The organism is Paraglaciecola sp., assembly GCF_039943935.1.
Classification (GTDB): domain Bacteria; phylum Pseudomonadota; class Gammaproteobacteria; order Enterobacterales; family Alteromonadaceae; genus Paraglaciecola.
Window position 1 is genome coordinate 149,031 of record NZ_JBDUZQ010000023.1, and the last position, 12,558, is coordinate 161,588.

Annotated in this window: 8 protein-coding genes; 7 read left to right on the forward strand and 1 reads right to left on the reverse strand. The window is 39.1% G+C overall.

From position 1 onward, the window contains the following. Position 1: 1 nt before the first annotated feature. From ABJD71_RS15530 to ABJD71_RS15560, 7 genes are all read left to right on the forward strand, one after another. Positions 2-934 carry a carbohydrate ABC transporter permease gene (locus ABJD71_RS15530; RefSeq protein ID WP_348171407.1) on the forward strand — a complete coding sequence of 311 codons (933 nt, stop codon included), beginning with the start codon at positions 2-4 and terminating at the stop codon, positions 932-934. Positions 935-940: 6 nt separating this feature from the next. After that, positions 941-2,014 (forward strand): sn-glycerol-3-phosphate ABC transporter ATP-binding protein UgpC, encoded by a 1,074-nt coding sequence (ugpC, locus tag ABJD71_RS15535; protein WP_348171410.1) that lies wholly within the window; start codon positions 941-943, stop codon positions 2,012-2,014. A gap of 16 nt (positions 2,015-2,030) precedes the next feature. Then, complete coding sequence (locus ABJD71_RS15540; RefSeq protein ID WP_348171413.1) at positions 2,031-3,137, forward strand: Ca2+-dependent phosphoinositide-specific phospholipase C; 1,107 nt, start codon at positions 2,031-2,033, stop codon at positions 3,135-3,137. 477 nt (positions 3,138-3,614) lie between these two features. Continuing rightward, on the forward strand, positions 3,615-6,413 hold the full coding sequence (locus tag ABJD71_RS15545) for a TonB-dependent receptor (protein ID WP_348171416.1): 2,799 nt from the start codon (positions 3,615-3,617) through the stop codon (positions 6,411-6,413). Between the two features lie 162 nt (positions 6,414-6,575). Further along, on the forward strand, positions 6,576-7,322 hold the full coding sequence (locus tag ABJD71_RS15550) for a DUF1080 domain-containing protein (protein ID WP_348171419.1): 747 nt from the start codon (positions 6,576-6,578) through the stop codon (positions 7,320-7,322). A gap of 27 nt (positions 7,323-7,349) precedes the next feature. Further along, positions 7,350-8,054 carry a DUF1080 domain-containing protein gene (locus tag ABJD71_RS15555; protein WP_348171423.1) on the forward strand — a complete coding sequence of 235 codons (705 nt, stop codon included), beginning with the start codon at positions 7,350-7,352 and terminating at the stop codon, positions 8,052-8,054. Next, the gene (locus ABJD71_RS15560) at positions 8,051-10,405 is read left to right on the forward strand and encodes a PVC-type heme-binding CxxCH protein (protein WP_348171426.1); all 2,355 of its coding nucleotides are present in this window, start codon (positions 8,051-8,053) and stop codon (positions 10,403-10,405) included. The genes ABJD71_RS15555 and ABJD71_RS15560 overlap by 4 nt, the downstream gene beginning before the upstream one ends. Positions 10,406-10,515: 110 nt before the next feature. Here the strand turns inward: ABJD71_RS15560 and ABJD71_RS15565 are convergent, their stop codons facing one another. Next, positions 10,516-12,417, reverse strand: coding sequence for a TonB-dependent receptor (locus tag ABJD71_RS15565; protein WP_348171429.1), 1,902 nt, complete (start codon positions 12,415-12,417; stop codon positions 10,516-10,518). Between the last annotated feature and the right edge of the window lie 141 nt (positions 12,418-12,558).

Below are 12,558 nucleotides of genomic sequence, written 5' to 3' on the forward strand. Positions count from 1 at the left end.
TATGAGCATTGCAAGTAACGCGATTACAACCAATGGTACTAGTCAGAAAATGACAAAAAGCCAATTTAAGACTTATCTAACGCTTATTTTAATCTCTTTGTATTGCATGGTTCCTTTTATTTGGGTGGTGCTTGCCTCAGTTGATCCTAAGGCCAGTCAATTTTTGAAGATACCAGAGTCAGTTTCAATGGATCACTATTGGAACTTATTTGCTAATCAGAGTGGCTTACGTTGGATTTTAAACTCTATTGTTATCAATGTATCTGCCACCATTATAGCGTTGGTATTTGCGGGCTTTGGTGGCTATGCCATTTCTCGTACTAAAGCGTGGTGGAAGCTACCTTTGCTATACGCAATTATTCTTGTACGTATCGTACCACCGCCGGCGCTTATTGTGCCCGTATACAAAGTGATGTTGACACTAAACGATTGGGTAAATGCATTGATCAATGCTGTATTTACCGATGTAGCGACGCAACAAACGATGAGCCGCGCGTTTTCATTTGTTGATGGATATTTAGGGTTAATTTTAATTTTAGCGGCGATGCAGTTGCCTTTAGCGATTTGGATCATGAAAACCTTTTTTGATGCTATTCCTATCGACTATGAAGAATCAGCGGCAATAGATGGTGCGACTCAATGGCAAACGGTAAGAAAAGTGCTAATTCCTTTAGCTATGCCAGGGTTTGCAGCGGCTGGACTATTTGCATTTATTAATGCGTGGGGAGATTTTTTAATGCCTCTGATGTTTACTTCTTCGCCAGAGCTACAAACTTTACCATTAGGCTTGTTTCGTGCTTTTTTACGAGTTGATGCAATTGATTACGGGTTCTTAACCGCTTTGGCTGTAATTTACACTTTGCCTGCAGTGATTGCTTTTTCTTTCGCTCGTAAATTTTTAACCCAAACATTTTCCGGAGGAGTGAAAGGCTAATTAGTTATGGCAAAAATTGAACTGATCGATATTAAAAAACAATACGGTGATACCAAGATTGTTAAAGGTGTAACTTTTACCGTTGAAGATGGTGAGTTTGCTGTAGTAGTTGGGCCTAGTGGCTGTGGAAAATCTACGTTATTACGCATGATTGCAGGCCTAGAGGATATTACCTCAGGGGAATTACGCATTGATGGCAAGGTAGCGAATCAGGTTTCCCCTGACAAGCGTGGCATCGCTATGGTGTTTCAATCTTATGCTTTATATCCACATTTAACTGTTGCGGAAAACATTGGATTTGCGCTTACTCTTAAAAAACATGACAAAGCTGAAGTCGCTCAAAGGGTGAAAGAAGCGGCAAAAATGCTTCAATTAGAAGATTTATTACAAAGAAAGCCAGCCGAGCTTTCTGGTGGGCAGCGTCAGCGAGTGGCTATTGGTAGAGCAATTGTTAAACGTCCCAAAGTCATCCTGTTTGATGAACCTTTATCTAACTTAGATGCAAAGTTAAGGGTACAAATGCGCGCTGAATTACAGCGCCTTCATAAAGAGTTTGGTTCTACTATTGTTTATGTCACACATGATCAAGTGGAAGCCATGACAATGGCAGAAAAAATAGTGGTATTAAATCAAGGACATATTTCGCAACTTGGGAAACCAATGGATTTATACCAACAACCACAAAACACTTTTGTAGCTGAGTTTATTGGTATTCCTAAAATGAATCTATTAGACGGCGAAATTCAAAAAAATGAAACTAATATGTTTGTTTGTAGCAACGGCTTGCGAATACCACTTGCAGCCAATTATCAGTGGACAGGCAAAGGGATTAAACTAGGTATTAGACCAGAGCATATTGATTTGGCTGATAATGACCAATGGCAATATGACGTTAAGATAATTGAGCGTTTAGGCATAGAAACCTATCTTCACCTCCAACGAGGTAAAGAAGATGTGATTGTTGTTCGTCTCGAAGGAGATCATGATTTAGACATCGACAAAGTTAGCTTGCATTTTCCAAGTGAACTGTGCCGTCTATTTAATGAAGAAGGGCAGGTACTTTTGCCTAACGTTATATAGTGTCATTGAGAATAGTATGAAATCAGTCGTTATGTTAAGTGGCGTATTGGCTGCTTTGTTTGCAGCCTGCACTCTTAATGACAATATGGCACGCTTAAACCATATTCAAATGATAGGTTCTCATAATAGTTACAAAAAACCACTCGACCTTAAAATTAAAGCATTAATGGTAGAACAAAACGCGGATGCAGTAGCCAGAATTGATTATTCTCATCCGCCTTTATCGGTTCAACTAAACATGGGAATGCGACATTTTGAAATTGATATTGTTAAAGATCCTGATGGGGGCCAGTTTGCAAATCCATTAGGAGAAATTTTAACACGGCAGCAAATTTTAACTGGGCAGCAGCGAGATGAACATAAGGTACCGGGGTTTAAAGTCATGCATATTCCTGACCTCGACTTTCAGAGTCATTGTATTTTATTCACCGCGTGCCTAAATGAATTGTTAAATTTTTCTAATAGCAACCCAAGACACCTTCCAATTGTCATATTAATGAACTTCAAAGGTACCGGTAGTCGTTTTATAAATGGCACTCCTGTATTGCCATTTAATCGTAGTGATTACAAAGAGGTTGACAATGTTCTGTTTAAAACCTTTGGAGATAAACTTATCACCCCTGATGAAGTTCGTGGTGATTATGAAACCCTAGAAGAGGGAGCATTAAATGGTGGGTGGCCCCTATTAAGTGCTGCTCGTGGTAGGTTTTTATTCATCCTAGATGGTAAGGCAGAAGAACGTCAAATCTATCGAGACAACAACCCATCGTTATCTGGACGGGCATTATTTAGTTCTTATTTACCTGGTGAACCCGAAGCTGCATTGATGATTCGCAACAATGCAATTGAACAGTTTGATGAAATAAAAGAATTGGTAAAACAAGGGTACATAGTAAGGACCAGAGCAGACTCTGGTCAAGGTTCAAATTCAAATGAAGAGGCTGTTAGAACTCGAACTAATTCTGCGATTAATAGTGGCGCTCAAATTATTTCAACAGACTTTTACCCTAATGCCCCTCAAAAAGTATCCTCAGAGTTTTCGGTGAGTTTTGCAACAAAAGAGTTAAATAGATGCAGTCCATTTAATTCAGACACTCGTTGTACCATTGAAATAGATAACTAGTAAGCCTTTTCAGGCGGAAATAAGTGTTTTTTGCGTTACTTAAGTCATAACGGATTTTTGTAAATAGATGTTACCGGTGTCATTTTTTGCGTTGTAAATGACTGTCTTAAAGGTAGCCAGAGTAAATATTTTGATTATTAATAGGTATATATACAAAAATTAAATCATCATAAAGAATTTAAAAATATTTAATTATTTCATGTGGTTACATTTGTTTTTTAAACGGATTTGTTAGGTTTTGGTTAGTTTGTCACTCCAGATTGTTAATTAATCAATGATGACTTATTTTTAATAAATACATTCATTATTATTTATTGTTGACACCGGTGTCAGTTTGGTTAATATTGTTGTTAACGGAGTGTAAATGAATATGTTGTGATATTTTGGTTTTGTAAATAAGATTTAACATGGCCGATTATCCAGAACAGAAAAAGTGACAAAAACTAAAGTTATAAACTTGAATATGGGACACAAAATATGAAACACACATTTAAGAAAAGATTGCTTTCTCTCGCTGTAGTATCAGCACTAGGTAGTTCAATTAGTATATCAGCGTCTGCCCAAGAGGCAGTGGCTGACGAAACAGAAATTATAGAAGTGAAAGGATTTCGTGCATCATTAATTAAAGCTCGTGATCTGAAACGTGATGCTATTGGTTCGCAAGACTCGATTGTTGCAGAAGATATTGCCGATTTTCCTGATTTAAATTTAGCTGACTCATTACAGCGAATTCCAGGTATATCTATCACTAGAGAAGGTGGAGAAGGTCGTAATATTAGCCTGCGAGGAATGGGACCAGACTTTACTCGCGTTCAGTTAAATGGCATGGAAGTACTAGGAAACAGTTCATCTGCTCTAGATAGTAGAGGGTCGATATCTAGAAGCCGAGCGTTTGATTTTAATATTTTTGCGTCAGAATTGTTTAATCAAATCGATGTAAGAAAGTCGTTTTCAGCAGAGTTAGACGAGGGTGGCATCGGTGGTACCGTAAATTTACGTACTGCTAAGCCCTTTGATTATGACGGATTTAAAGGTGCTGTTACAGGTAACATAGGTACAAACTCAAATACAGATTCGACCGACCCTAGAGTTGCTGCGCTGATTTCTAATACTTGGGGCAACTTTGGAGCGCTTTTTTCTGTTGCATACAACAAGCGTGAATCTGCTGAAGTAGGAGTCGATACTTTTCGTTGGCGTCAAAGAACCCGTTCTAATTTTGATGATGATGGAAATTTGTTACCTGAAGAAGATCGTCAATACAATGAAGCACTACCTCAAGATGTAAAAGACAATTTAGAAGAAGGAAATATTTGGTTCGCTAGAGGTAATCGCTATTCATCTTGGGATAATGAACAAGAGCGATTAGGTATAACATCTGCGTTTCAATTTCGCCCAACTGATGATTTATCTTTTGACTTAGATATATTATACGGAGAGCTAAATCATGACCGTGTTGAGTATCACCTAGATACTTCAGGCTCTAGTAGTACGGCGCTTGGTTATATTGAATCATTGACGGTGGTTGACAATAACGGTGATTTAGAAGCGGTGAATGGTACCTTTACTGATGTTACTTTACGCACAGAAACGCGAAAAGATAAAGCGTCTACTGAATTCCAACAAATTGCTCTTAGTTCTGATTGGATTGCTACGAATAACTTGACTGTTCGAGGGTTAATTGGCTACGAGAAGTCAGAATTTAAACAACCACAGCGTGATAAGGTTTATTTTGAAACGACCGGTGGGATTACCACTGATTATGAAACTAATAGGTTCTACGCTGATTTTGATTATGATTTTGACCCAGCGGATATAAATAATTGGACTGTTCGTGAATTAGACTTTCAAGAAGATGAAAGCGTCACAGAGTTTGCAAATGCTGAAGTTAATTTCGAGTATGGGCTAGATAACGGTGATGAAATAAGGTTTGGAGTTAGTGTTAAGAGCTTTGAAAATTCTGGCTTCAGATTTCAAGCGAATGATTTAGTAAAAGACGTAGGAGCGCCAGCATTTGGAAGCCAACAAGGAGATGCGCCTAATGTTATTCAGCCTGATGGTTATTCTATATTTAATCATCCAAATGCAAGCTGGGTTGCAGCTGACGTCGATGCAGTTCAAGCATATTATGGTGTAGTTGATTGGGATATAACTGACCCAAGTGTTGCTGCATTTTATGCATCCAGCTCTAATCCAGGAGAGTATCAAACTCGTCCTCAGAACCGTTTTGGAATAAAAGAAGATACTCTGGCTTTTTACGCACAGTACATGTTTGAAATTGAGTCTTTAAATATCAGAGGTAGTGTAGGGGCTCGATATTATGATACTGACATAGAGTCTTCAGGTGTAACTAATGATACTGAAGAACCATTTACGGCAAAGCAGGACTATGATGGTGTGTTACCAACGTTAAACCTTACAGGTGATATAAATGATGATTCACTATGGCGTGTGAGTATTAGTAAGAATATAACGCGCCCATCATTAAGTTCTTTGAGTGTAACTGCTCCACAAATCCAAAATGATCCAGACGGTTCAGCTGGATTAAGAGTGAGCTCTGGTAACCCAAGCTTAGAACCGTTTGAATCACTTAATATTGATACATCGTATGAATATTATATCGGTGATTCAGGGATCTTTGCATTAGGTATTTTTTATAAAGACATAGAAAACTTCATTGTGAGTGAAACGATAAATGTTGCTTATGGTGAATTAGGTCTACCTCTTGAATTTTTAGGTGAAGGCCAAGACGAAAATACAGTTTATCAATTTGCCACAAGCGTTAACGGCAATGATACTACGATTAAAGGTATTGAGTTGGCTATTCAGCAAGATTTATCATTTCTACCTGCGCCTTTTGATAAGTTAGGAGTGGTAGCAAATTATACCTATGCCGATGGAGAAATATTGTACGCTAACGTTCAAGGTGCGGGGGTTGATCAAGTTAAGTCATTCCCAGGGCTTTCAAAAAATAGTTATAACTTTACATTGTATTATGAAACAGATGAATTTGGTGCTCGCATCGCTTTAGCTAACAGAGGGCAATACATTCAGCTGGTTGAAGCTGGGTTGAGTGATGAAGACGAACGTGGCTTCCATGAAACCACCCATGTTGACTTCTCGGCATTTTATCAAGTGAGTGAAAACTTTAAAATCTCATTGGAAGGCATCAATTTGACAGATGAAGCTGAGGAACAATACAGTGATTCAAGTGATAGACCATATAACACTACAACAAGTGGACGTTCATTTTATCTAGGAGGTACTTATACCTTTTAAGTAATGTGTATTTAGGTATAACAATGTAAAGCAACTAGAAGTGACTCTAGTTGCTTTTGTTTTTAACGTGTTAAATTAATTTTTTATAGTCATCTGTTGATTTGTTTAAACATACATTTATTTCGAACAAGTCTCGATATTTATATACAGGAATTCAATACATTGAGTCTGAGTAAATTATGCTACACCATGTGTCTATTAGGGTTTTTTCCCGTGTATTTTGTTGTTGCGGCTCCTAGTGAAAGCACAGCCAAACGAACGGAGGTATGGGAGCCTATTCCAAGGTCTGTTGCGATTGGTCAACAAGGTATACCTACTGACGCGATTATTATTTTTAACGGCAATAGTTTTGACGCCCTAAAACATGAAGATAGCTCAAGTGTTTCTTGGGAGCTTCAAAATGGAATAATGACCGTGAAGCCAGGTAGTGGTGATATTGTCACTAGAGCATCATTTTGTGATGCTCAATTTCATGTAGAATGGCGAGTGCCGATGTCTCGTTATGGCGATAGTAATCAACATTGGGGGAACAGCGGGCTGAAAATACAAGAGCGATACGAGATACAAATACTTCACTCTGTTGATAATCCTACTTATGTGAACGGCCAAGCTGGGGCCATTTATAAGCAGTATGCCCCCCTAGTCAATGCAAGTTTAGATGCTGGCGAGTGGCAGACCTACGATATTATTTTTACAGCCCCACGTTTTGATGAGCACAAGGTGCTTACTTCTCCAGCTTTTATAACCTTGTTTCACAATGGTGTTTTGGTTCAAAATCATGTTGAAGTTAAAGGGACTACCAAAAATGTGGGCGACCCTAGCTATACTGCACATGGTTGTGCACCACTTATAATCCAAGAGCATACTGCTAGTGTCAGTTTCCGTAATATTTGGGCTCGAAAGCTCTAGTTTTTAATACATTTAAAAAGGTCAAAAATGAAATTATTTAAAAGGGCTGTTTGTGGTTTAGCATTAGTCACTAATGTTTACTCATTACAAGCTCAAGAAGTTGCTCTTATTGATCCGCAGCTAAGCAATTTTCAAAACGTCTATAATTATGGTGAAGCAGAAGTAGTAGACGGTGTAATCAAACTATATTCAACAGGTAATTTCTTTTTATTAACTAAAAAAGCCTACAAAGACTTTGTATTCAAGGCTGAAGTTAAAATGCCTAATGTTAAAGAATATAATAACTCTGGGATTATATTTAGAGCGCAGCTTAAGCCAACAAAAGATGGCTATCAAGAAGCGGTTGGTTATCAAGCTGAAGTTGACCCTTCTGATAGAAAATGGAGCGGGGGATTGTATGACCAAGCAAGGCGAGATTGGTTGCATCCGACTCACCCAACTCGCTCTCATCCTGACCACCATTTTATTCGTGATATCTCACCAGAGTGGTCTGAAGAACGACGTGAAGCATATAAAGCTAATGAGTGGAACCAATATAGAATTGAATGCCGCGGCAGTAACATTAAGATTTATTTAAATGAGGTACTCACAACTCATATTATTGACACTAAAGACGCAGCGGGCTTAATAGGGCTTCAGCATCATGGCAGTAAAGAGTTAGCGAGCACGGGTAAAACGAATAACGTGGTACTTTTTCGTAATGTGACCATTAATGAATTGGACTATCTATGAAGTTTAAGAGCAGCATAGCTATAGGTTTATTTGTTTTTAATGGTATCGCTACGGCCTTAGATGCTGCTGAAATTACTAAAAATAAAGGGGATAGGGAAGGGCATGATATGTCTGAGCCTATCGCTGCTGAGAATATTCCACCAGCCCCTATTTTGAGCGTTGAGAAGGCATTGGCTTCTATGCAAATTCAGCCTGGATTTGTATTAGAGAATGTTGCTTCAGAACCCTTGATTGCTAGCCCCATTGATATTGCGTTTGATGCTGATGGGCGAATTTGGGTAGCTGAAATGTTGACCTTTATGCCCGACATGGATGGTAATGATGAAGAAGTACCAGAAGGTACCATAGCGTTATTAGAAGATACCAATGGTGATGGTAAAATAGATAAACGTACAGAATTTTTAAATGATGTGGTTTTGCCTAGAACTGTGGCGGTAGTGAAAGGTGGAATATTATATGCTGATCAACAGCAACTTTATTTTGCTGAGGTACTGGCTGATGATGTCTTAGGGATACGTGAGGTTATTGATCCTACTTATGCAGCAGGCGGCAATGTTGAACACAAGCCTAATGGTATGTTGTATAACCTAGATAATTGGTATTACAACACTAAAAGTAATCGCAAATACCGGGTATTACCCCATAGTTCTGATGTTCCTAATGGAGCAAAAGAAATTTATCGTAATAAATATTGGAAGATGGTCATTGCCAATACTGACAATAGAGGGCAGTGGGGCCTTAGTTCAGATGACTATGGCCGTTTGTATCATAATGGGAATAGTTCGCCCGCAGAAGGGGAGTATTTGAGGCCCGGCACCTTGATGAAAAATCCCGGTTCTCAATCGTCAGTTAAAGCTAATACTCTCGGCTCTAAGCGGGTTTATCCTGCTCGCATAAACCCTGGAGTGAATCGCGCCTATTTACCTAATACGTTAATATCTGAAGGTGAAAACGCCGGAAAGTTAGCTCAGTTTACCGCTGCGAGTGGTAACCAATTATACCGTGGCGACCAATTCCCCGAAGATTTTTATGGTGTGTCATTTACACCGGAGCCCGCTGGTAACTTAATTTCAGCGAGATGGGTTTTTGAATCTGAAGGAAAACTACAGGGAAGTGAGTTGTATCCTCAGTCAGAAATTTTAGCGTCAACAGATGAACGCTTTCGACCTGTTAATTTAAATACAGCGCCAGATGGCTCTTTGTATGTGGTAGACATGTACCACGGTGTTATTCAACACAAAGAGTTTTTAACGACTTATCTACGTAAGCAATATGAATCCCGAGGGTTAGATAAAAATAACCGTTCGATGGGGCGTTTGTATCGTTTGCGATGGGAGTCTACGCCACTAGGCCCACAACCAGCTATGTCGAAACAAGCCCCAGCTCAATGGGTAGAGCACTTGAGTCATGAAAATGGTTGGTGGCGAGATATGGCAAGGCGTTTAATTGTCCAAAATCAAGTTCTGTCTGTGACAAAAGCGGTTAAGCGGATTGTTGAAAGTAATGAAGATCATCGCGCAAGAATTAATGCATTGTGGACCCTTGAAGGCTTAGACCAAATTGATCTCAATATTATTAAGGTTGGACTAGAGGATGTTCATCCAAAAGTGAGGGTTTCTGCTATTGAGCTAGCCTCTCGCTTAGACCAATCAGCCCATCAAGAGGTTAGTCAATATCTTAGAAAATTTGCCTCACTTAGTTACGAAATCGCACTGCAAGTAGCCTTGATCGCAGGTGAGATTCAAGGTGATGATGCATTGCTTGCCCTAAAAGATGTACTCGTTAACTTTGGTGATAAGCCATGGGTTAAAGAAGCGGCTATTAGTGGGCTAACTGGTCGAGAACAAGAGTTTACAGAATTTCTTGCTGACACTAAGTTACCTGAGTTCATGAAAATGCTGAATAGTGTGGGTAAAGAGGATATCAACAATAGTAATGCACTTAACTTAACAGCGGATGAGCAAACTAGTTATGATCGAGGTAAAGCCTTATATAGTGGCAAGGCAGCTTGTTTTGGGTGTCATGGAGCTGACGGAGCTGGCATTGACAATATGGGCCCACCTCTAAAGTCGAGTGACTGGGTTAATGGGTCGGAGCAACGTTTAGCTAAGGTATTATTAAACGGATTAATGGGGCCAATAAAAGTAAATGGTAAACAATATAATGTGAGTATGATAATGCCTGGTTTTACTACTAGCTTAAAAGACCAAGAGCTGGCTGATATTAGTACTTATATTCGTAATAATTGGGGTAACACTTCACCGAGAGTTTCTAGGGGCGTGTTTGAGAAGCTACGTAAAACAGCTTCTTCTAGAAATATTCCTTATACAGAAAAAGAGTTAAGCCAGTGACAACACTGCAATTTTATCGTTTTACGTAAACATCGGGGGGCTTGCCCCCGTGACGGATGACACAAATCGAGTGGTTGTCCTGTTTATGCCTTAAAGTTGGCTGAGGATAATTAAATTTCTCTATAAATACGAAGGCTAACTTGGTGACCTAAATTGTTAAACCCTATGGTCTGCTCTTGATCATTATTTAAAGCATTTTGTATATTCAAGCGAATATTGGTTTTATGGTTAATAGCCCAGTAAACTGATATATCTAATTGGTTATAGCCATCTAATTCAAGTTGTCCTGTCGGGACCGAGCTATCATAGTACTTACCATTAATTGTGTATTTGGCCGCTACATTCAGTGTAGGCGTTACCTCATAATTTATATTCATACTTCCTTTAAATTCTGGCCGACGGCGCAGAACAACATCAGCCTCAAAGGTGTTAATATTTGTATAGGTAATTTGGGCTGTAAGCTTAACCGCTTCACTTGCTCGAAAGCTACCTGAGGCTTCGGCACCTTTTACTCTTACCTTTGAACGATTAACGTTGGTAAAGGTCTCTGGGTCAAAGTCTACTAGGTTAGAATATGTATTTTGATAAAGACTCATGCTTGTAGATAAGCGGTTTTTTAATAAAGTATGAGCAAGACTAAGTTCAATATTTTCGCTGCGTTCAGGTTGCAGCTCGGGATTACCTACCAAAGGATGCCCTAATGCAAAAAAACTAGATAGTTTAAACCCTTCACTATATTGAGCGGATAAACGGGTGTTGTTATCTAAGCTCAAATTGGCAAGTAGGCGTTTCGTAGTTACACTTAGATCATCGGTTTTGTCGTATCTAATGCCTGATATTATATTGAGCGCTGCGAAAGGTGTAAATGCTAACTCTGTAAAAATGGATTCTACCTGTCTGTTTAGTGAGTAATTTGCTTCTAGCGGAAACCCAAAATCAATGATGCTTTGCATACCACCATTCTCATCACTGGCAGCGACACCTAATGCAGCATGTAGACTGTCAAATAATGGATAGTTTGCAGTAACATTGATATCGGTTCGCTTGTATTCAGTAGTACTTTCGATTGGCGGTAAGCCATCTAACACACCTTCTGCAATACCTGGGTTTGAGAGTTGCTCATCACGTTTCGAAAATGCAGCATGTGCACTGACGTTAAGGGCGTTTGCAAACTCGTGTTGTATACGAGCTGCAACATTAGCTTGCGTATAAGCCCGTGTTTCTGGGGTACGTATTACTGCTAGTCTATCTGCACCACTATCTTCTGGAAAGTATTGGCCTTTACCGTCAATATAGAGTGCAGATACATCCCATTGAGTGTTTAAATTTTCATTAGAGCGTATCGAAGTTGTGAATTGTTTACGTTGAAATGCTTCACCATAAGTACTGCTATCACCGTCTTGAATAGAGGCATTTAGATTCAAGTTAACACTCTCGCCGATGGGGGAGCTGAGGCGAATATTTCCTCCCGTTGTATTTTCACCAACTTTAACTGACGCACTTGCTGCTAATTGGTCAGATTGCTTAGTTGTAATACTCAATACACCAGATAATCCATCAGAGCCATAGACTGTTGAGAAACTACCATAGAAGATATCCACTTTTTCAATCGTATTTGGGTCAATGCTACCTAAATCGAATGCGCCTCCACGACTATTGGTAGAGTCATTTACTTTTACACCATCAATTAAAATAACAACAAAATTAGGATCTCCCCCTCTGATAGATAAATAGGTTAGACCACTAATTCCGCCCTGTTGGCTAATGTCTACGCCCGGTAACCCCGTTAAAACGTCTGCGAGGTTGTTAGGTGCCATGGCTGAAATATCAGTGGCAGACAAACTAATGTTTGGAATTGCCTCAATCAAGGATGAGTCTTGTATATGAGAGCCTGTAACAGTAAATACCTCTATTTCATTTGCAAAAGTACCGTTAGGTAAAGCGACTGAACCGGCGATACATAGAGTCGCAAATATATTGAGCTGTAGGCTTTTTATCGAGTTTTTAGACATAAACGGTAGTAACCAAGATCCAAGTGAAAGAGAGAGTACTGTTTTTTTATTTTACATTAAGTGCATGTAATTGGCTGTGACGATTTTCACGATTGCTATTTAAATGTAGCAATAATGTAAATGCCTATTGACACCGGTGTC

Bases quoted from the DNA above. Each gene is read 5' to 3' on its own strand.
- ABJD71_RS15530 (WP_348171407.1), top strand. From the start codon at position 2: ATGAGCATTGCAAGTAACGCGATTACAACCAATGGTACTAGTCAGAAA.
- ugpC (WP_348171410.1), top strand. From the start codon at position 941: ATGGCAAAAATTGAACTGATCGATATTAAAAAACAATACGGTGATACC.
- ABJD71_RS15540 (WP_348171413.1), top strand. From the start codon at position 2,031: ATGAAATCAGTCGTTATGTTAAGTGGCGTATTGGCTGCTTTGTTTGCA.
- ABJD71_RS15545 (WP_348171416.1), top strand. From the start codon at position 3,615: ATGAAACACACATTTAAGAAAAGATTGCTTTCTCTCGCTGTAGTATCA.
- ABJD71_RS15555 (WP_348171423.1), top strand. From the start codon at position 7,350: ATGAAATTATTTAAAAGGGCTGTTTGTGGTTTAGCATTAGTCACTAAT.
- ABJD71_RS15560 (WP_348171426.1), top strand. From the start codon at position 8,051: ATGAAGTTTAAGAGCAGCATAGCTATAGGTTTATTTGTTTTTAATGGT.
- ABJD71_RS15565 (WP_348171429.1), bottom strand. From the start codon at position 12,417: ATGTCTAAAAACTCGATAAAAAGCCTACAGCTCAATATATTTGCGACT.